This window comes from Paenibacillus sp. YN15 (genome assembly GCF_003285005.1).
In the GTDB taxonomy this organism is placed as follows: domain Bacteria; phylum Bacillota; class Bacilli; order Paenibacillales; family NBRC-103111; genus Paenibacillus_AR.
Genome location: NZ_QMFA01000014.1, coordinates 129,183 through 148,585, shown reverse-complemented (window position 1 = coordinate 148,585; position 19,403 = coordinate 129,183). Strand labels below are relative to the sequence as shown.

Annotated in this window: 16 protein-coding genes, 1 tRNA gene, 1 pseudogene and 1 riboswitch; of the genes and pseudogenes, 11 read left to right on the top strand and 7 right to left on the bottom strand. The window is 57.0% G+C overall.

Annotated elements, in window-relative coordinates:
- Both DQG13_RS13700 and DQG13_RS13695 read left to right on the top strand, forming a co-directional pair.
- Positions 1 to 331, top strand: a 331-nt coding sequence (locus DQG13_RS13700) for a rhodanese-like domain-containing protein (protein ID WP_309472235.1), incomplete at its 5' end; no start/stop codon positions are given.
- Between the two features lie 286 nt (positions 332 to 617).
- Positions 618 to 1,289 carry a phosphatase PAP2 family protein gene (locus tag DQG13_RS13695; RefSeq protein WP_113020326.1) on the top strand — a complete coding sequence of 224 codons (672 nt, stop codon included), beginning with the start codon at positions 618 to 620 and terminating at the stop codon, positions 1,287 to 1,289.
- 163 nt (positions 1,290 to 1,452) lie between these two features.
- Here DQG13_RS13695 and DQG13_RS13690 read toward each other — a convergent pair whose 3' ends face one another.
- On the bottom strand, positions 1,453 to 1,863 hold the full coding sequence (locus DQG13_RS13690) for a VOC family protein (protein ID WP_113020325.1): 411 nt from the start codon (positions 1,861 to 1,863) through the stop codon (positions 1,453 to 1,455).
- A gap of 653 nt (positions 1,864 to 2,516) precedes the next feature.
- On the opposite strand from DQG13_RS13690, the gene DQG13_RS31485 reads away from it, so the two are divergent.
- Both DQG13_RS31485 and DQG13_RS13680 read left to right on the top strand, forming a co-directional pair.
- Entirely contained in the window at positions 2,517 to 3,002 is a 486-nt protein-coding gene (locus DQG13_RS31485) for a WGxxGxxG family protein (protein ID WP_113020324.1), read from the top strand.
- Between the two features lie 290 nt (positions 3,003 to 3,292).
- A riboswitch (purine riboswitch) is annotated at positions 3,293 to 3,390 on the top strand.
- Positions 3,391 to 3,406: 16 nt separating this feature from the next.
- On the top strand, positions 3,407 to 4,840 hold the full coding sequence (locus DQG13_RS13680) for an NAD(P)/FAD-dependent oxidoreductase (RefSeq protein ID WP_113020323.1): 1,434 nt from the start codon (positions 3,407 to 3,409) through the stop codon (positions 4,838 to 4,840).
- A 3-nt stretch (positions 4,841 to 4,843) separates the two neighbouring features.
- Here the strand turns inward: DQG13_RS13680 and DQG13_RS13675 are convergent.
- Positions 4,844 to 6,575: pseudogene (locus tag DQG13_RS13675) on the bottom strand (glutamine--tRNA ligase/YqeY domain fusion protein).
- 891 nt (positions 6,576 to 7,466) lie between these two features.
- Between DQG13_RS13675 and glpX the strand changes: the two are divergent.
- Genes glpX through rpiB form a run of 3 tightly spaced genes read left to right on the top strand, consistent with a single transcriptional unit; the run spans position 7,467 to position 9,793 of the window.
- Positions 7,467 to 8,456 carry a class II fructose-bisphosphatase gene (gene glpX, locus DQG13_RS13670; protein WP_397333969.1) on the top strand — a complete coding sequence of 330 codons (990 nt, stop codon included), beginning with the start codon at positions 7,467 to 7,469 and terminating at the stop codon, positions 8,454 to 8,456.
- A 59-nt stretch (positions 8,457 to 8,515) separates the two neighbouring features.
- Entirely contained in the window at positions 8,516 to 9,313 is a 798-nt protein-coding gene (locus DQG13_RS13665; protein WP_258525668.1) for a DeoR/GlpR family DNA-binding transcription regulator, read from the top strand.
- Between the two features lie 6 nt (positions 9,314 to 9,319).
- Positions 9,320 to 9,793: a ribose 5-phosphate isomerase B gene (gene rpiB, locus DQG13_RS13660; RefSeq protein ID WP_113020321.1), complete on the top strand. Its 474-nt coding sequence runs from the start codon at positions 9,320 to 9,322 to the stop codon at positions 9,791 to 9,793.
- 85 nt (positions 9,794 to 9,878) lie between these two features.
- Here rpiB and DQG13_RS13655 read toward each other — a convergent pair whose 3' ends face one another.
- Together DQG13_RS13655 and DQG13_RS13650 are read right to left on the bottom strand one after the other, a co-directional pair.
- On the bottom strand, positions 9,879 to 11,978 hold the full coding sequence (locus tag DQG13_RS13655; protein ID WP_113020320.1) for an LTA synthase family protein: 2,100 nt from the start codon (positions 11,976 to 11,978) through the stop codon (positions 9,879 to 9,881).
- A gap of 140 nt (positions 11,979 to 12,118) precedes the next feature.
- A complete protein-coding gene (locus DQG13_RS13650; protein ID WP_181592743.1) occupies positions 12,119 to 12,832 on the bottom strand; it encodes a lipase family protein in 714 nt (237 codons plus the stop codon).
- Between the two features lie 209 nt (positions 12,833 to 13,041).
- Here DQG13_RS13650 and DQG13_RS13645 point away from each other — a divergent pair, with 209 nt between their 5' ends.
- The 4 genes from DQG13_RS13645 (at position 13,042) to DQG13_RS13630 (ending at position 16,123) form a co-directional block, all read left to right on the top strand.
- Positions 13,042 to 14,004, top strand: a complete 963-nt coding sequence (locus DQG13_RS13645) for a F510_1955 family glycosylhydrolase (RefSeq protein ID WP_113020318.1) — start codon at positions 13,042 to 13,044, stop codon at positions 14,002 to 14,004.
- 34 nt (positions 14,005 to 14,038) lie between these two features.
- Positions 14,039 to 15,307 (top strand): molybdopterin molybdotransferase MoeA, encoded by a 1,269-nt coding sequence (locus DQG13_RS13640; RefSeq protein ID WP_113020317.1) that lies wholly within the window; start codon positions 14,039 to 14,041, stop codon positions 15,305 to 15,307.
- Positions 15,304 to 15,819 carry a molybdopterin-guanine dinucleotide biosynthesis protein B gene (gene mobB, locus DQG13_RS13635; RefSeq protein WP_113020316.1) on the top strand — a complete coding sequence of 172 codons (516 nt, stop codon included), beginning with the start codon at positions 15,304 to 15,306 and terminating at the stop codon, positions 15,817 to 15,819. Before DQG13_RS13640 ends, mobB begins: the two co-directional genes overlap by 4 nt.
- Positions 15,820 to 16,051: 232 nt before the next feature.
- Positions 16,052 to 16,123, top strand: a tRNA-Lys gene (locus tag DQG13_RS13630).
- Between the two features lie 680 nt (positions 16,124 to 16,803).
- Here the strand turns inward: DQG13_RS13630 and DQG13_RS13620 are convergent.
- From DQG13_RS13620 to DQG13_RS13610, 3 genes are read right to left on the bottom strand one after another with little or no spacing between them, the layout of a single operon-like run.
- Positions 16,804 to 17,529 (bottom strand): ABC transporter ATP-binding protein, encoded by a 726-nt coding sequence (locus tag DQG13_RS13620; RefSeq protein ID WP_113020314.1) that lies wholly within the window; start codon positions 17,527 to 17,529, stop codon positions 16,804 to 16,806.
- On the bottom strand, positions 17,522 to 18,328 hold the full coding sequence (locus DQG13_RS13615) for an ABC transporter permease (protein WP_113020313.1): 807 nt from the start codon (positions 18,326 to 18,328) through the stop codon (positions 17,522 to 17,524). The genes DQG13_RS13620 and DQG13_RS13615 overlap by 8 nt, the downstream gene beginning before the upstream one ends.
- Positions 18,303 to 19,379 carry an ABC transporter substrate-binding protein gene (locus DQG13_RS13610; RefSeq protein ID WP_113020312.1) on the bottom strand — a complete coding sequence of 359 codons (1,077 nt, stop codon included), beginning with the start codon at positions 19,377 to 19,379 and terminating at the stop codon, positions 18,303 to 18,305. Before DQG13_RS13610 ends, DQG13_RS13615 begins: the two co-directional genes overlap by 26 nt.
- Positions 19,380 to 19,403: the final 24 nt, after the last annotated feature.

Here is a 19,403-nt window from a genome sequence, read left to right as displayed (position 1 = left end):
AGAGATGACCATGTTTAACAAACGCCCCAAAAAGCTGGCTCCCCGGGAGGTGGAGAGCCGGATCAAAGCAGGCGGCGCTTCCTTCGTCATTGATGTCCGCGAAAATGATGAATGGGCGGCCGGCCATATTCCGGGAATCCGCCACATTCCCTTAAGCCAGCTGCCTATCCGGCTGAAGGAGCTTAATCCCAACAGCGAATACATTCTGCTGTGCCACAGTGGCGGAAGAAGCGCCAGAGCCTGCGATTATCTGAACCAGCGCGGCTACCGGGCTCTGGATATGGCCGGAGGCATGTCCGCCTGGACGGGGCAAGTAACCTTTGGCCGGTAGTAGCGCCGGAAAGCTGCGCGGCTCCCTGCTTTTCTTCCTTGCACCCAACCGGGTGGGGGAGAGAGGCGGGGAGTTTTTTCATGCGCCAAATAAATTAAGAATACGATAAGATTCAGGATCTGGAAAAAGCGACGGTTTCGTGGTATCTTGTTAACAGCCTTTTTTACGTGTGCTGCGCATTTTTCATTCGGGGCCTTCCCCAGAAGTGCTGCATTTTGGCCGTGGCAAGAAGCGCATAGTTTTGATATAGTGTGATGAGTCAGTAAGAAGCAAAGGAGAATGCCGCGTGAAGCAGAAAATCATGTCCACAGCAAAACAGCTTATGCCCCTTGGCTGGCTTTTGACTGTTATGGCATGCAGCTATGTTTACGGGTTGACCAACGGAATCACACGTCCCTTGCATACCATGGAAATCTGGCTGGACCGGATAATTCCGTTCAATGAATATTTTATTATCCCCTATATTATCTGGGGTCCCTGCATCTTCCTGTCCTTCGCTTTTTTCTTCTTTAAAAACCGGGATGCCTATTACAGGATGATCATTTGCTCCGTGCTTGGCCATGTTGTTTGCTACGCGTTCTACATGACGTACCAGACCTATGTGCCGCGGCCGTTTATCACCGATGACACCATTTTCCTGAAGCTGGTCCATTATATTTATTCCAATGACCAGCCGGTAAACTGCTTTCCCAGCATTCATGTGTTGACCACATATATGATGATGCGGGCTTTCCATTGGGAGAAGCTGTCCAAACGGGTTGCCTGGATTCCCCAATTCATCGGCCTCTCGATTATTCTCTCCACCGTATTTGTGAAGCAGCATGTTGTAATTGATGTGGCCGGCGGAATTGTGCTGGGGGAAGCCATGATTCTGCTGGTATACCACCCGGCTTTTGGCAAGCAGCTCTTCTCGCCGCGCAGCCGCAAGTACGCCAAGAACCGTCAGCTTCAGGCTTAATCGGACTAATTTTCAATAAAAAATATAAAACGGTGAGGGTTTTAATCTCACCGTTTTATGTTTTGAGCTAAGTAATGCTTAAAAAGCTGATCAGACCGAATACTCGTATTATTAGAACAGAATGCGCAAACATGGAGCCTTTGTGATGGCTCGAACTTCTAAACTATGTTTCGCTCATGCTGCCGATTTCAAGCAGGTTCCCCTCCGGGTCGGCGACATAAAAGTTGCGGATGCCGAAGGAAAAGGTCATGGGTTCTCCAGTCGGAAATCGCGCGTCCAACTTTGATAGTCGCTCATATTCCGCATCCACATCGGCAAAGCAGGGCAACCAAAGGGCAATTTCGAACGTCTGATTGATTCCCTTTGGAGGGACATAGCTCTCCCCAATTGCCTGCGCGAATGCTTTCCTGCTGTACATGAACAAGGATAGCGCGCCGCTTGCCGTCTCAAACTCCGCGAAATTTCCGCCATCCCATTCAGTATGAAAGCCCAATGTATCTCTGTAGAATCGAACCATACTGTTCATGTCGTCGGCGTATAGGCACGCGCCCACCCTTACATCTCGTCCGATCAATGTCATCCATCTCCTCTATGTCACAATGTTTATTGGTCCGCTAATATCCGCGGAGATGCCCTCTATAGCCTCTTCGGGCGTCGGGGTTCCCTGCGTGTACGGCGTAAGTCGAGTAGACGCTTAGGATATTTTATTTCTATTCTTTATTCTAACTAACATAGATATATTTTACCATATCTGTATCCGTTATTTGCATTCTTATACCTCCGCGCCTTATGGGCGGGGGGCTTTTTTTGTTGTGGGGGCAGGGCCGTGGGATGACGGAACTCTGCGGCGTTTAAAGGCCAAGAATTGGGCTGCCCGGTTTTTGCGGGACTGAACCCCCTCACTTTCCATCTCCCTCCCACTCCATCTCTCCATCTCCGTCTCACTTCCGCACTGCCACACTCTCCCGCTCTCCCTTTCCCTGGTTCCATGCCCGTCGGTACGATTCTCCAGAACAGCGGCCACCGCCGCTATTTGAGCCACGCTGGCGCACAGCCGCGGTTCCGTTGGGGCGCTGCCCCAGTTTTCTCCGACTTTTTCTAGGGATAGGCGGAGGTGAACAAGGACAAACAAAAGAGGGGCAAGATGAAGCAGACGAAAACTGTGAAACACAACCAGACCGTGCTTTGTCGCCTACAACCATGTGCGAGACAGAAGGGAGCACCGACATGAATAAGAAAGTGGCAGCTTTTGCAGCGGCGTTGACATTGTCCGCCGTCGTCGCGGCGCCGGTATTTGCCGAGGATAGCAGCATGTATGGCACAGGAAGCTATTCCGTGGCGCCCACCAGCACACCGGGAACGGGGATGCTGAATTTCGGCGCAACTGACGCGCCGTACTCCAGCCCGTTCAACACTTACTCGGGAACAACCGGCGTGAATAATTACGGTACCCCTGGAACCCAGGATATGACAGGGGCAAGCGGTACAGGCGGAATTTACGGCACCACCACAGACGGAACCTATACCGGATATGGAACCGGGTACGGAACCGGATACGGAGCAGGAACAGACAACCGTTACGGCACCAACTCCTATAATGCCCTGGCAACCGATAACGACGGCATGGATTGGGGCTGGTTGGGTCTTTTAGGTCTTTTAGGCCTTGTTGGCTTAAGAGGCAAAAACCGGGACGACGGCGCCTACTCGAAATAACCGGGGCTAAGCCGCCACATGGCCGGTCTGAGCCAAAGGCAGCGATAGAGCGCCTCCCAATTGGCAAAGCCGGTCTGCGCATTAGCCGCAGCACAATCTGCTTCGCCCGACAGATGCCCGCCGGACAAGTCCCCGGATTGCGCCATGCGCAGACCGGGGCTGCCCGGGGGCATTTGTTGCAATTCCATCAATATTGTCGATTTCCGAACATTATCGAGAGTAAGCAAAGAAATATGCAGTCATGTACATAAAAACACGAACATTCCCATTGACATAACCCGTTAACATTGTGTAATATCAATAAGGATGTTCGTATAACCCCTTAATATGGTCGGGGGTCTCTACCGGAAACCGTAAATTTCCGTCTACGAATGAGACTTTAACCAACCTGGGAGGACTGCATCATGGCTCAATACGATCTGATTGTCGTCGGCGCAGGGCCGGCGGGCATTTTTGCATGTTACGAAATGGTTTTGAAGAAACCGGAAGCCAAGGTGCTTCTCATTGATAAGGGCCACGACATTTACAGACGCACTTGCCCGATTCTGGAAGAAAAGATCAAGCTTTGCCCTCCGGCCGCCGGCAAAAAGGAATTTGCCGGTTGTTTGCCTGCCTGCTCCATCACAAGCGGGTTCGGCGGAGCGGGAGCGTACAGCGACGGCAAGTTTAATATTACAACGGAGTTCGGCGGCTGGCTGACGGATTATCTGCATCCGTCCCGGGTGCTGGAATTGATCCGCTACGTAGATGAAATTAATCTGAAGCACGGGGCCACGGATCACATTACCGATCCCACCACCGACGCTATCCGCAAGATCGAGCAGCGGGGGTATGCCGCCGGACTGAAGCTGCTCCGGGCACAGGTGCGGCATTTGGGCACCGAACAGAACCTGAAGATTTTGGCCTCGATCTTTGAATTTCTCCGCACCCGGGTGGAGATGCTGTTTAAGACGGAAGTGCTGGACATTATTGCGGAAAAAACAGCCGCGGGTTATGCAGTCAAAGGGGTGGAGCTGAAGGACGGAACTTTTCATCATGCGGATTATGTGATGATCGCCCCCGGCCGCGACGGCTCGGCATGGCTAACCTCCATCCTCAAAAGCCGCCGCCTGAAAATGTACAACAACCAGGTGGACGTGGGCGTCCGGGTGGAAACCTCGGATGTGGTTATGGCTGAGATAAATGAGCATCTGTATGAGGGCAAATTTATCTTCAACACCTCTGTCGGCACGCAGGTCCGCACCTTCTGCAGCAACCCCAGCGGCCACGTGGTGGTGGAAAACCACAGCGGCATCATGGCCGCCAACGGCCATTCCTATCAGGACCCGGCGCTGGGCTCCTCCAACACGAACTTTGCCCTATTGGTTTCCCATAAATTCACCGAGCCCTTCGACAAGCCCAACGAGTATGCCAGAGAAATCTGCAAGCGGGCCAATGATTTGTCCAATGGCGGCGTCATTGTCCAGAAGTACGGCGACATCAAACGGGGCAGACGCTCCACCGTGGAACGGATCAAGGAGGGTTTCCTGGAGCCTACGCTGAAAGAAGCGGTTCCCGGCGACCTGGGGCTGGTGCTGCCCTACAATACCATGAAGAGCCTGATCGAAATGGTGGAGGCGCTGGAAAAGGTGACCCCCGGCATCGCTTCCGAGCATACGCTGTTTTATGGCGTGGAGGCCAAATTTTACTCCGCCCGGCCCAAGCTGTCGGAGGAGTTGGAAACAGAGATTGCCGGTCTGTATTGCGGCGGCGACGGCGCGGGCATTACCCGCGGCCTGGCCCAAGCCGGAGCGGCAGGGGTCTGGATTGCGCGCAGTGTGGTCAAAAAGCTTGCTTAACGGTTACCGTCTCCGGCATGCGCCGGAGGCGTTTTTTCCTTTCCAGCCGTCCTTCAGCGGCACAATCCGGTTGAATACCGCATGGGCTTCAGAATGCAGCTCCTTGTCCGCGCAAAAATAACCGTGCCGGATAAACTGGAACCGCTCCTCGGGAAAGGCATGGCCAATGGCCGGTTCGATCATCACGCCGTTTAGAACAGTGCGGGAGGCGGGATTGATCCGCGCGCTCCAGTCTATCTCCTCCTCCTTGGGCAGTTCATCCTCCAGCAGCAGCCTGTCGAACAGACGCACCTCCGCCTCCACGGCATGGGGCGCGGACACCCAATGGATGGTGCCTTTCACCTTCCGTTCCGTAAAGCCGCTGCCGCTTTTGGTGCGGGGGTCGTAGGTGCAAAGCAGCTCCGTAATCTCTCCCGTCTTTTGATCCCGGATAACCTCCTCGCAGCGGATAAAATAAGCTCCCTTCAAGCGCACCTCTCCGCCCGGAGACAGCCGGTGAAAATCCTTGGGCGGCTGCTCCATAAAATCCTCCCGCTCGATATACAGCGTTCCGGAAAAAGGCACCTCCCTTTTTCCCAACCCTTCCACCTCACTGTTGTTTTCAATCGGCAGCAGCTCCATACCGGATTCGGGATAGTTGGTAATGGTAACCTTCAGCGGCTGGAGAACCGCCATGATGCTGACGGTTTTTCCCTTCAGGTCCTGTCTGGCGCAATGCTCCAAGAGGGAGATATCCACCGTAGCCTGTGTCCGGATATTGCCGATCTCCTTGATGAAGCTGCGAATGCCGGCGGGGGTAAAGCCACGCCGCGCCGCGGATGGTGGGCAGCCGGGGATCGTCCCAGCCGTCCAGATAACCCCCTTGGACCAATTGGCGCAGATAGCGTTTGCTGGTGACAACGCCGGTTAGATTAAGCCTGCCGAATTCCCGTTGGCGCGGAGGCTCGGGAATCTCCAGTTCCCTCAGAACCCATTCGTACAGCGGACGGTGGTCCCTGAACTCATTGGAGCAGAGGGAGTAGGTAATGCCTTCAATGGCATCCTGGATGGGATGGGCAAAATCGTAGGTAGGGTAGATGCACCAGTCCCGCCCGGTCCGGTAATGCTCTGCATGGATAATCCGGTAGAGCACCGGGTCCCGGAGGTTGATGTTGGGGGAGGCCATGTCGATTTTGGCCCGGAGCACCTTGGATGCGGCGGGGTGAAGGCCCCGTTTCATTTCCGCAAACAGCGCCAGATTCTCTTCCATGGACCGGTTCCGCCACGGGCTGTTCCGGCCAGGCTCCGTCAAGCTTCCCCTGTATGCCGTCATCTCCTCCGGAGTGAGCTCGCAGACAAACGCCTTCCCGGCGCGGATCAGTTTGACGGCTGCGGCGCAGATATCCTCGGAATAGTCCGAGCCGTAATAAATATGGTTGCCGGGGTCATAGCCCAGCCACCGTATATCCTCGATAATCGCCTGGGCGTAGGCGGCATCCTCCTTCAGCGGGTTGGTATCGTCCAGCCGCAGGTGGAAATTCCCCAGATAACGTTGGGCCACCGTATAGCTGGCATGGATGGCGTAGACGCTGCCCACATGGAGATAACCGTTGGGCTCCGGCGGAAAGCGGGTGCGCATCCCTCGGCTAAAAGGACTCAGCTCCAGCTCCCCGGCAATTTGCTTCAGCAGGAAATGCTCCTCCGATCCTGCAGGGTTTACCTCATGGTTCACCTCATGATTGGCATCATCATTCATTTCATGTCCCATTTCTGATCCCTCCTGAATAATTTGGTAAACGCAAAAAAACTCCGACCTCCAAGACAATCATGTCTTGGGGACGAAGCTTCGCGGTGCCACCCCAGTTCAACGGGCATGTCGCCACACCCGTCCTCATCTTAAGTACGGCAAAGCCCATGGGCCTTGCGATACTCCAGCCCTGTAACGGGAGCGCCCGTCAGCCATCCCCCGGCCGGGTTCCGGTCTGCTGTTCGGAGCCTTGGTTCGGATCAAGGCGCTTGGCTCCTTCGCAGCTGCCGGAGCTCTCTGTACAAGCGTGCTTGCCCTACTCTTCTCGTCATCACGTTTCGATTTATATTGGATCATAACAAACTGCGGCAGGTTTGTAAACGGGGCAGAATTGGAGGGCGGAGGGGAGAAGGGTGCAGAGTTATGGAGCGGCGGAGATGAGGCAGAGTTATGGAACGGTGGAAATGAGGCAGAGTTATGGAGCGGTGGAGAATGAGGTAGAGTTATGGAGCAGCGGGGAATGAGGCAGGGGCTGTACTCGAAAATTCATGTATAATTTGCCCGGATTTGCGAAAATGGAGGATTGTATTCGATTTTTCATATATAAATAGCCGCTCCAGGTGGTTTTGTTGAAATTATAGATGAAATTTCGAGTTGAATCCCCCCATTTGGCCGTATGAGCAGGTTTTATGCTTGAAATTTCATGTTCAGCGAGTTGGGCAGGAGATCGCCACCCCCTTCAACCTATAAATTTGACCAAAAAGAAAACAATACGAAAACAAACGAAAACATATTGATAATAAAATGAAAATAATAGATAATGGTTTTGTTGAAAACGATGATAAACGGGAGTGAACGAAAATGAAAGACTGGTCAGCCCTTCCCAATTGCTATGATCCCATGAAGCTTCTGGGTCTGGAGCTTGTAGAGGTATGCGAGGCTGCGGCGGTGGCCTCCGCCCATTGGATCGGCAGAGGCAAGAAGAATGAGGCGGATGATGCAGCCACCTCTGCCATGCGGCTTTTGCTGAACCGGCTGCCCATGCGGGGAACCGTGGTAATCGGCGAGGGGGAGCTGGATGAAGCCCCCATGCTCTACATCGGCGAAGAGCTGGGCACCGGCAGCGGGCCTGCCGTGGACATTGCGGTTGATCCTCTGGAAGGAACCAGTCTTGTAGCGGACGGCAGGGAAAATGCCATTTCGGTGATTGCCCTGGCGCCCCGCGGCGGATTGCTGCACGCTCCTGATATGTATATGGAAAAAGTCGCGGTTGGCCCGGAGGCCAAAGGCTGTGTGGATCTGAACCGGAGTGTGGTGGAGAATGCCGTTGCCGTGGCGGAAGCGCTGAGAAAGCCCGCATCGGAGGTAACCATCGCCATTCAGAAGCGGGAGCGCCACGAGGAGGCCGTTGCCGCCTTGCGGCAGGCAGGCTTTAAGGTAATGACCTTCCAGGAGGGAGATGTCTCCGCGGCGGTAGCCACGGCTGTTCCCGGCTCGGAGGTGGATATGTTCTACGGCATCGGCGGCGCGCCGGAAGGGGTTGTGTCCGCGGTGGCCCTGCGCTGCCTGGGCGGAGATATGCAGGGCAGGCTGATCCCCCAGGACCGGGTGGAAGCGGACCGCTGCCGGCGCATGGGGATTAAGGATTGCCGGGCCATTCTTCGCCTGGAGGATATGGTCCGCTCCGACGACTGCCTGTTTGCGGCTACGGGCATTACCGAAAGCCCCATGCTTCAGGGCGTGAAGCGGCAGCAGGATCAATGGCTGACCCATTCCATGCTGGCGCTGGGACGCAAGCGGCAGATGTATTTCCTCAAGAACCTGCGGGCACAGCCTGCGGTGGAGGAAATCGGCTCCGCCCGGGAGCAGGAACCGGCATTATGTGTTTGAAACATCCGGCAAAAGGTGGTAAGGTGTTTCTATCTCATGAATGTTGCAGGTGATTCCCGTTGTCCAAGAACATAATGGCAGATGAGCGCAGATTGCTCCTGATTGAATATTTGACCAAGCACCAGCGGGCGACGGTGAAGGAGCTCTCCCTGGAGCTTCAGGTATCCGAAGCCACGCTGCGCACGGATCTGAACCTGCTGGAGGAGGAGGGCATTCTCCGCCGGATTCACGGCGGGGCCGTGCTGGCCCAGCAGACGGTGCCGGCAGGCTCGTCCTTCAGCTTTTCCGCCCGGGAGAAGAAGAATATCGGTGAAAAAGCGGCCATCGGCCAAAAGGCCATGGATTTTCTCCAGGAGGGCCAATGCATCATGATTGACGCCAGTACCACCGCCCTGGAGCTGGCCAAAAGCTTAAAGCGCACCCAGATCAAGCTGACGGTCATCACCAGCGGAATCTATACGGCATTGGAGCTGAAGGATAATCCGTATCTTCACGTTATTCTCATCGGGGGCGTGCTTCGTATGGGCTCCGGTGCCATCGAAGGCACCTTGGGCGCAGGCATTCTGGGAGAGGTCCGCGCCGATTTGCTGTTTACCTCCCCCGCGGGCTTCAAGCCGGACAGCGGTCTGATGGACTTCAATGTCTATGAGGTGGAGCTGAAGCGGCGGATGGTGGAGTCTGCGGACCGGGTTATCGCCCTTATCGACAGCACCAAGTTTAATGTGGGCTCCATCGCCAGCTATGCCCAAGCCGGCAAAATCCATGACGTCATCACAGATACCGGAACACCGCCGGAGATGATCCGGCAGCTGGAGGAGTCGGGAATCCGGGTGTCCACGGTCAGAGCACAGAGGTAGAAGCGGATGAGAATCGGTTTAGGCAGTGACCACCTGGGATTTGAATTGAAGGAAAAGCTGAAGGGTTATCTGGCAAGCCGCGGCTACGAAGTGGCGGATTACGGCTGCCACAGCCCGGAGCATGTGGATTACCCCGACATTGCCTTTCAGGTGGCCGAGCAGGTGCTGGCCGGAAGCCATCCGAGAGCGGTGCTGGTATGCGGCACCGGCAACGGCATGACCATCGCCGCCAACAAGGTGAAGGGCATCCGGGCGGCGCTTTGCCATGATCCCGTCTCCGCGGAGCGGGCGGGCAAAAGCAACAACGCCCAGATTCTGTGCATGGGAGCGTTGATCATCGATTTTGAGAAGGCCCGGGAGGTGGTGGACCTGTGGCTGGCATCGGAGTTCCAGGGCGGCCCCTCCGCCCGCAAAATTGCAAAAATCCGGCAGCGTGAAGAGAGCGGGGAGTTGGATACGGATGCTCCCGGCTGCTGCTAAAGAGCTGTGGCAGTCTCTAAACCCGCATATGAACATAAAAAGCCCCCTTGCTTCCAACCGGAAGTTCGGGGGCTTTGTGCTATTTTTAACGCTCCAGCTTAAATACGGGAGTCTCTGCAATAACGGTGTCCTTGCTGTCGATAACCTGGATCTTAATCTCCAGGGCAGTGCCCGCTTTGTTCAGCTCGGCAGGGATCGTGGCGATAACCTTTTCGTGGCAATCGTAGGCGCTCTTGACGGTTTTGCCGTTGACGGTCACTACGGAAAGCTCGGGGAAGTTATGCCCCGCAATCTCCACCTTCATGTCATGCCCGGGGGAGCCTGCAGGATCAACAGGCGTTACCGCGGTAATATCCATAGTGCCCAACCCGAGAATAAAGCTGGGGGCCAGAATCTTGTCCTTGATATCGGCATAGCCATGCTGCTCGCCGAACATAATATCGTATTGCAGCTTCTCGTAATCCTTCAGATCCTCCGCCTTGATATTCATCTTGGCATAGTAGTCCTGGGGCGGAATGACGGGAATTTTCTTGTACAGCTCCTTCAGGAAATCCGTATAATAGGTGCCCTTCAGCTGCGCCTTCTCCAGAATATACGGGCCCAGGAAGGACGGGCTCATATAGAGATCCTCCCGCCCTTCGGGAAGATAGTTGTTCCAGACCAGAAGAGGCGTGCGGTACATTTTGGCGAGAAAATCCGGATCGTCGGTGCCGCTGATATATTTGGCGTCAATAAAGCCCTTGTAATCATCCCCCAGGGAAGGCAGATGATCTCCGAAGAACACCAGAATCGTCGGTTCATTGGTCTGGCTGAAATGGTCCACCAGCTTCAGCAGCATCCGGTCCGCGCCGTTGATGCCTTGGGACAGGGTTTCCAGGAAGCCCTTGGCCTGTCCCTCCACACCGCTGATTTTGATGGTGTTTTCCTTGAATTTGCCCGGCCAGAAGTGGAAGTGGTTCTCCATGGTGTTGGTGAAGATCATGTCCGGGCCTGCGGTGGCCCGGCTTTCCTTAATGATCAAATTGGCTGCTTCATCATCGGCCAGATACGGCCCCTCGAACTTCTGGTCAAAAAACTCCATGCTGATAAACTTGGAGAAGCCCATGTTTTTGTAAACGGTTTTACTGTTGAAAAACCAGTTGTGGAACGGGTTGATGGACACCGTGTTATACCCTTGGCGGGCGGCGATGGAGGCCAGCGAGTCCACCTGGCGGGTCATATACTGGTTGTAGGGTGTGGAGCCCGGCGGCATAAAGCGCATGCTGTTGCCTGTGAGCACCTCGTATTCCACATTGGCGGTGCCTCCGCCGTATTGGGGGGAGAGCAGCCAGCCGCTGGAAAATTTCTCCGAAAGCTTGTGGAACCCGGGGATCGGGTCCTTGCTGAAGGTCAGGTTGGGGATCACCGTCGGGTCCCAGAAAGCCTCGCTCAGCACCACGATGATGTTCGGCTTGATTTCCGCGGTATCGCCGGCCTTCACCGGTTCATTGGTGCGGTTCACAATGGCGGAGATGGCGTTTTCGTCATAACCGGCCACCTTGCTGACATTCATATGGTTCAGGTTCAGCAGCGTGGAGAGCATGAGCCCATTGGAGAGCACATTATCCTTCTGGTTCCAGGGTTTCTCCTCAATGCCGAACACGCCCTGCATCATGGCTTTCGGCTGGTAATAGACAAAGGCGATGAAGATGGCGGCGGCCGCCACAAAGGCCACCCTTTCCTTGCCGCGGACCTTGCGGACCATTTCGGGAATGAAATACAAAAGGCCGATGCTGGAAGCCACATAAACGGCGATGCCGATCAGGGTCTTGGGCTTCATAATATTTTGCAGATATTGGGTCATATCCTCGGTTTCGCTGGTCAGCACAAAATCGGTGGGAAGCAGGGGGACGCCGAGAATTTTCATTTTAATGCCGCTGATCAGGGACAGCAAAAAAGCGATTGCAAAAACGGCCCAATACGCCCACCGGGTCCGCCCGAATATGGCCGTGAACAAAAGCAGCAGGCCGGTCAACAGAACCATATTGGCCAAAAAGGCGGGGATGTGCTGATACGTCCATTGCACTGCATCCGTAGCGGAAGAGCGGCTTAAGAATTCCATTAAAAAGACCAGCCATGCACCCAGTAAAAAAAGGACGTATCTGCTGCGCAAATAACGTCCCGTAGAAAGTAGCCACTTCTTCATAGCATATCTCCCAATGTTAACGTTGTGTAAAGCCACACAAGTTGTATTATACCATGGGCCTATTCGATGGGAAACGGCTATTTTTCTCCATTATGCGGTTTTCTTTTGAACGAATTATGAACGTTTTTCAGACAAAAATGTTACCCTGGCCGGCTTTTATCCTCCAGCTTCCATTCTTCCAGAGCCTCCAGATATGTCTGAAAGCTGTGGCTGCTGACGGGAGTCAGCTTGCGGTTATGAAGCGGAAAGCTCCGGCCGCCGTGGCGATATTCCGCCCCCAGAAATTTCTCCGGAGGCATGGTGGGCACCCAGTCGCCGTCATTATGGGCCCTGATGCAGGAGGCGGTCCGTTTGGACAGCGCCTCGGCAAATGCGGGATTGCCTACCCGGGGGGCGCCGAAGGTGTACAGCCTTACGGAAGCGGCCCGCCTCCGCACCGCCGGGTCCATGGCGCAAAGACAGGCCAGGGCTCCGCCGAGGCTGTAGCCGGTGATGAACAGGCGCCGGTTGGATTTGGCGCGGCCAAGGGCTTTTTGCAAGCCGGGGCGGAGAAGCCTGTAGAGCTCCGTAAAGCCCGCATGGGTTCTCCAGCCCTTGTCCGGCTGGTACGGATAGGGGAGCTGAGCCGCCAGCAGATCCTTTTTCCAGTCTCCCGCCTCCTTGGTGCCGCGGAAGGCAATCACAATTTGCGGGCCGGACACCGCCACGTACCCCATCCGCGGGAATCCCGGCGCCTCCAGCTGGGTCAGGCAGCGGAAGCCCTTGGGCAGCTCCGGCGGCAGTCCGGTCCGGTATTGTCTGACGGCCTCGGCCGTATATGCCGCCATTCGCAGCAGCTGGCTGTGCTGTTTCATTCGGGCTTTCCCCTCCCAGTCTTTCGGTACTATACACCTTATGCAAAGCTGGAAACACATGTTATAATGTCACGTAGAGCTTACATAAGGCGGTGGAAATCATCGGAAATTTACATTGGTATACTTGGGTTTTGATCCTGTTTTGCCTGGTTTGCGCCGGCTTGACGGCGAAATATTGGTCGCTCCCCAACGGTCAGGAAGCGCGGGGCTTGAAGACAGCCGCGCTCTTGGCAGGCTCCCTTGCCGTGCTGATGGGGGCGTTTAATTCCTCCGGAATGTGGGAGAGCCGGGATAAGAAGGAAACCATGAATCTGATCCGGATTTATGGCATGACATATGACCGGTCCGGCAGCGGGATTATGGTGGCCACCCATGAAGGCATCAAATGGTGGAGAGACAACCGCTGGCAGTCGGAAGAAGGCGAACGCCACGATTTTGTGGCTTTTGCGCCGTATGAGGGAGGCTTTTATGCCAGCGGCCTGCCCGGTCCAGGCTCCAAGCTGCCCAACCCGCTGGGTTTGGTCAAAAGCGCCGATGCGGGAAAAACGGTGGAGCTGCTGACGTTGGAGGGGAAGATCAACTTTCATTTTTTGGCCTCGACTATGCGCTCTCCCGCCGTTGTATATGGCTATCATGAGACCTACGGAGCCCAACCGCTCCGGCAGCCCGGTCTGTACTATACGGCGGACGAAGGCGAAAGCTGGGTAAGAGCGGCGATGAAGGGCTTTGAGGGCGAGCCCACCGGCCTGGCTGTGCATCCGGACCGGCCGGAGCAGGTTGCCCTGGGGGCGAGAGACGGATTGTTTTTGTCCCGGGATAAGGGGGAGACCTTTGTGAAGGTGCTGCCCGGCCTTGGCATCTCGTCCTTGTCCTACGATCCGGACGGCATGATCACCGCAGGGATTTTCAAGGATAAGCCGTCGTTATTGCAGCTGGATTCCACCGGCAAGCAAACGGCGGAAATTCCGCTGCCCGAATTGAAGGAGGATGCGGTGGCGCATACCTCGCACAATCCCGCTAGACCTGAGGAATGGGCAATCAGCACATATGAGCATGATATGTATCTGACTTCCGACGGCGGAGCTACCTGGTACCAGCTGGCGGCAGGAGGGAAAACCAAGCCTGCCCCCGAGCTGGCGCCCGCTGCCGGACAAAAGCAAGAGGACCAATAATGCCGCCTCGCGCAGGAGGCAAGGGGGAAGCAGCATGAGATTCCAGCGGATCGCGTTATCAGTAGAGGAGGCCGCAGCGCGGATATTGGAACGGGTACGGCCGGGACGGACGGAAACGGTCCCATTGGCCGATGCGTGGGACCGCCATTTGGCGGAGCCCCTGACAGCCGACCAGCCGGTTCCCCACTTCCGGCGTTCGGGCATGGACGGTTATGCGCTCCGGGCGGAGGAGACGGCGGGAGCGTCCGCAGAGTCACCCGTTTTGCTGCAGGTGGCGGGGAATGTTCCTTGCGGCAGTGTCCACGGAAAGCGCCTTGAGCCCGGCCAGGCGGTCCGGATCATGACCGGAGCGGCGGTTCCCGACGGGGCGGATGCAGTGGTCAGGCTGGAGGATACGGCGGAGGAGGAAAACGGGGCGCTGGGGACGACAGTGGCTATTCTGCGGGGCGAAAAAGCAGGCGCCAATATTTCCGAAATTGGCCTGGAGGTTGGGCAAGGGGAAAGGCTCTTGGAGACCGGAAGGCGGATCGGTCCCGGGGAGGCGGCTCTGCTGGCCATGTTCGGGGCCGCCCGGGTGCAGGTGTATGCCCGGCCGCGGGTGGCGGTGTTTGCCACCGGCTCCGAGCTGCTGGCGGTGGAGGAGCCGCTTGCTCCGGGCAAAATCCGCAACAGCAACAGCTATATGCTGCTGGCCCAACTGCGGGAGGCAGGCTGCGAGCCTGTGCTGGCAGGAGCCATCCCGGACAGCCTGGAGCCAGCCCGTCAAGCCATTACCGCCGCCATGGATACGTATGATCTGGTCATTACCACCGGGGGCGTTTCGGTGGGGGATTATGATATTCTGTACGATCTGACCACGGGATGGGACGGGGAGCTTCTGTTCAACAAGCTGGCGATGCGCCCCGGCAGCCCGACTACGGTCAGCGTCCGCCGGGACAAGCTGCTGTTTGCGCTGTCGGGGAATCCGGCGGCCTGTTTTGTGGGCTTTGAGCTGCTGGTGCGGCCCGCGGTGCGGAAGCTGCTGGGGGAGAAGGAGGTAAGCCCGCGCATAGACACCCTGCCGGCCCGGCTGAAGGCGGAGAGTCTGAAAACCGACGGCAAATTCACCCGGTTTGTGCGGGGCGTCCGCCGGGTGGGACCGGAGGGGCAGCTTTGGGCGGAGCCGGTGGGCGTCGATGCCTCCAGCATTACCGTATCCCTGCGGGATGCCGATTGCCTGATTGTAGTGCCTCCGGCGGAGAAGCCTATGAGGCAGGGTGAGCTGGTTGCCCTGATCCCCTTGAAAGGCGGCCTTTTCTCATGAGCGGAAAACCTTGCGTAGTGCAGGTGGTGGGCTACAAGAATGCCGGCAAAACCACCTTGCTCTGCCGGCTGGTGGAGCTGTTGTCCGCCCGGGGCTATGAGGTTGGGACGGTGAAGCATGACGCCCACCGCTTCCAGATGGATGTGGAGGGCAAGGATACCTGGCGGCACCGGGAGGCCGGCGCCCGGGTGGTTGCCATCTCCTCGGAGGCGGAGGGCCGCACCTGCTATCTGGAGGAGCGGTACACGCCTTTGGCGGAGATGCTGGAGCGGATGGGGGACATGGACGTGGTGCTGGTGGAGGGCTTTAAGGCGGAAGGGTACCCCAAGCTTGCGGTTATCCGCCATGCGGAGCAGTTGGAGCTGCTGGGCAGGCTGGACGCCCTTCTGGCGGTGGCCAGCTGGCTGCCTGCCGCAGAAGTCAGGGCTGCGGCGGGGACGGAGGTGCCCGTTCTGGACAAGGACGACGGGGAGGGGCTGGAGGCGCTGATCCTTGGGCTGATGCGCCGGTAAAAAGGTTGAGGGCCGCCCGCCGCGGATTGCTGCGGGGATTCGAGCCGTAGCTGGCTGGCTCCTCCGGCTTTTGCCCATTGCCGGGAATATTGCGGAAAACAGGTTCCGCTAATCCTTCGCCTAAACCCGGCTTCCTGAAAAAAATCAAACACGAAGGGTTGCATTTTGGTACTGGCCGTGATATTATAACAAACGTNTTTGGTACTGGCCGTGATATTATAACAAACGTTGCAGATCCGTAGCTCAATGGCAGAGCAACCGACTCTTAATCGGTAGGTTGTGGGTTCGACCCCCACCGGGTCTATAGAAGAAGCAGAGGCACCCAGGCCGGGTGCCTCTTTTGTGTGACAAAAATTAAAGCACCCGCAGACGCTTTCTGTGTTCTGCGGGTGCTTTTGGCGGCTTTGCGCAGGGGCGAGCCTGCCACAGATCGCGCTAGATCGCGGCGGGGACAGCGATCCTAGCGGAACTAAGAGACGCTTAAACGGCGAAAATGGGCTGTCCGCATTTTTTACGGAACTATGCGACTCTTACGGAGGGGATGCGGGGGGATGCGCCGTAATGGAAGGCAAACCAAGCCAATAAGAGTCGCTGAGTTCCGCAATATGTGAAATCGCGCCGAATTTGCCCATTAAGCGCTTCTTAGTTCCGTAACCGTCGGCCCCCCCTCACCCTCGTTGAGTCAACATGTCCCTATCCCTCCTGGACGCGGGGGTGAGCTAGATGTGTACACAGTGTTCCGCGTATCAGGTGATGGTCGCAGGAGAGAATGTGTGTGCAGCAGCGTGTCGTATCAGGTGATGGACGCGAGGCTGGAGCAAATATGTGCAACAGCGTGTCGTATCAGATGAAGGCCGCGGGGCTGAAGCAAATATGTGCAGCAGCGTATCCGTATCAGGTGATGGGCGCGAGGCTGGAGCAACTGTGTGCAGCAGCGCATCCCTATCAGACGCTAGCCGCGACGCACATCCGCAGAGACTCCGCCTAATGCCGCTGGTCCACCGCGCCCGGCTTCATCAGAAGCGCGCGGAATTGCTGCAAACCTGCGGCTTCCGCTCCATTCGCCAACGTTTTGCGGAATGCCGCCACATCCAGCTGCTTCACCACGGAGAGGGGCGGGCCTTCCACCATATGCACCCAATCCGCCAGACAATAGGCCTCCTCGGGATCATGGGTGACCAGCAGGATGGTTTGCCGCCCGCGGCTGCAAAGCTCCTGCACCAGCCCCATCAGCTCCTGCTTGAGGCTATAATCCAGCCCCTTGAAGGGCTCGTCCAGGAAAAGCAGCTCCGCCCGGCAGGCAAGCGCCCGGGCAATGGCCACCCGCCGCTGCATGCCGCCGCTGAGCTGGCCGGGCAGGGCGCCGAGGAAGGCGCCCAGTCCCACCTGGCCGCCGCACCGGTCCGCCTCTGCCAGTGCGGCAGAGCGGCCAATCCGGCTCTCCAGCGCGTAGGCGATGTTTTCCCGGACGGTGAGCCAGGGCAGCAGCCGGTCCTCCTGGAAGACCATCGCCCGGTCAGCGCCCTCCGGCGTGCCGATGCTTCCCTCATCCGGCGCGGCCAAGCCGGCCAGCAGCCGGAGCAGGGTGGTTTTGCCGCAGCCGGAGGGACCGAAGAGACAATGCACCAGGCCCTCCTCCAGTTCCAGAGAGAAATCATCCATCACCTTTAAGCCGCCATACGCTTTCTTGACATGTCTGACCTTAAGCATCCGGTCTCAGCACCTCCCTTTTGCCCGCAGGCAGGCGTCGGATCAGATAGGCGAACAGCTTTTCAAATCCCATGCTGAGCGCAATGACAACCACCGTCCAGGCAAACAGTTCTGCCGAATCCAGATAAGCTTTGGCCTCGTAGAGATGGCTGCCGATGGACCGGGCCGGATGGCTCAGCACCTCGGCGGCCACCCCCACCTTCCAGCCGAAGCCCAGGGCATTCAGACAGGCGGGCGTGAAAAACGGGAGCAGGGACGGGATGTACAGCCGGCGGATGCGCACCCGGAGATGGACGCGGAACATCCGCGACATTTCCAGCAGCTGCCCGTCCACATTGCGGATGCCTTCCACCATGGGCGTCCAGACAATGGGGAAGCACATCAGAAAGCACACAAACACCGGAACCTGGCCGGACGAGAACCAGAACAGGGCGATCATAATAAAGGACATCACCGGGGTCGCTTTTATCGCCGTAACCAACGGGCTCAACAGGGTGTGAACAAAGCCGCTGAGACCCGACAGCACACCCAGCAGGACGGCAAGGGCCATGGATAAGGCGAAGCCCTCCGCCACGCGCACAACGGAATGAAGCGTGTCCACCCAGAAGGCCTTCAGCCGGACAAGCTCCGCGAGGCGCAGCAGCACCGCCAGAGGGCCGGGCAGATACAGCTCCCGGTCCACCGCCAGATAAGCCGCCTGCCATACCAGCAGCCAAAAAACCAGCACGGCCGCCTTCCGCAGAAGGCTCCGGAGCCTTGCGGCTGCCAACGTTTTATTTGGAGTAATAGAAGCCTTCATCCGCCAGCTTGCCTCCTACGGACTTGGGCTCAAAGTCAAACAGCACCTTGTAGAACTGGTTCAGCATGGGCTTGGCATCCTGGGCGTCGATGTAGGTGATGTTGGAGAAGGGGATGGCCTTCAGAGCAACGGCAGCACTGGGCAAAATGGCATATTTGGCAATCAGCTCGGAGGCTTTGGCGCTGTCTTTGTTTACGAATTCGGCGGAGGTTTTGTACTCCCCGAGGAAGGCCTTGATGGCGTCCGGCTGGGCGGCGACGGTTTTTTTCTGCACCACGAGACTGCCCATGGCCAGTTGGTTGGACGAGCCTGCGGCTTTTTCCCATTCCTTGGTTACATCCAGGGCAATCCGCAGCTCCGGATTTTTCAGCATAGCCGTGGTGACATGGGGCTGGGGCAAAAGGGCAATGGGAGCGTCACCGGAAGCGGCGGCTGCGGCCAGCTCTGTTTGCTGAAGCTTGTAGTCCAGAGTGACATCCTTCTCCGGGTCAAGCCCGTTCTGCTTCAGAATGTAGCGGAAGGCAAAATCGGGAGTGGCCCCTTTGCCGCTGGTATACACGGTTTTTCCCTTCAAATCGGCAATGGATTTGATGGTGTCCCCCTTCTCCAGCACATACAGGACGCCCAAGGTATTGACGGCTGCCAGTTGGATGGCTCCTCCTGTTTTATTGTAGAGAGTGAGGGCCAGATTGGTGGGAATGGCGGCGGCATCCAGCTCTCCGTTGATAATTTTGGCGGTCATGTCATCGGGGCTGTCCAACAGCGTAAATTCATAATCCGCCGATGCGGAACCCAAGGCGTCCTGCTCCATCAGATGGGCCATACCCATGCCGGTGGGCCCCTTCAAGGCCCCAACCTTCAGCTTGGCCTTCGCGGCGGGAGCGGTGCTTGGTTTGGCAGTCGGCGAAGCGGCTGCTGCGGATGCGGCGGCAGTGGCAGCCGGGGACGGAGAAGCGGCGGAGTCGCTGGAGCCGCCTCCGCAGCCGGCCAGATTCAAGATCAAAGCCATGCCCAATACGGCGGATAAAGTCTGTTTGTACAATCGGTTCATGTTTGTTTCCCCCCAAAGTAGATA

Bases quoted from the DNA above. Each gene is read 5' to 3' on its own strand.
- mobB (WP_113020316.1), top strand. From the start codon at position 15,304: ATGAGCGGAAAACCTTGCGTAGTGCAGGTGGTGGGCTACAAGAATGCC.
- DQG13_RS13615 (WP_113020313.1), bottom strand. From the start codon at position 18,328: ATGAAGGCTTCTATTACTCCAAATAAAACGTTGGCAGCCGCAAGGCTC.
- DQG13_RS31485 (WP_113020324.1), top strand. From the start codon at position 2,517: ATGAATAAGAAAGTGGCAGCTTTTGCAGCGGCGTTGACATTGTCCGCC.
- DQG13_RS13680 (WP_113020323.1), top strand. From the start codon at position 3,407: ATGGCTCAATACGATCTGATTGTCGTCGGCGCAGGGCCGGCGGGCATT.
- DQG13_RS13620 (WP_113020314.1), bottom strand. From the start codon at position 17,529: ATGCTTAAGGTCAGACATGTCAAGAAAGCGTATGGCGGCTTAAAGGTG.
- DQG13_RS13610 (WP_113020312.1), bottom strand. From the start codon at position 19,379: ATGAACCGATTGTACAAACAGACTTTATCCGCCGTATTGGGCATGGCT.
- rpiB (WP_113020321.1), top strand. From the start codon at position 9,320: ATGAGAATCGGTTTAGGCAGTGACCACCTGGGATTTGAATTGAAGGAA.
- DQG13_RS13650 (WP_181592743.1), bottom strand. From the start codon at position 12,832: ATGAAACAGCACAGCCAGCTGCTGCGAATGGCGGCATATACGGCCGAG.
- glpX (WP_397333969.1), top strand. From the start codon at position 7,467: ATGAAGCTTCTGGGTCTGGAGCTTGTAGAGGTATGCGAGGCTGCGGCG.
- DQG13_RS13655 (WP_113020320.1), bottom strand. From the start codon at position 11,978: ATGAAGAAGTGGCTACTTTCTACGGGACGTTATTTGCGCAGCAGATAC.
- DQG13_RS13640 (WP_113020317.1), top strand. From the start codon at position 14,039: ATGAGATTCCAGCGGATCGCGTTATCAGTAGAGGAGGCCGCAGCGCGG.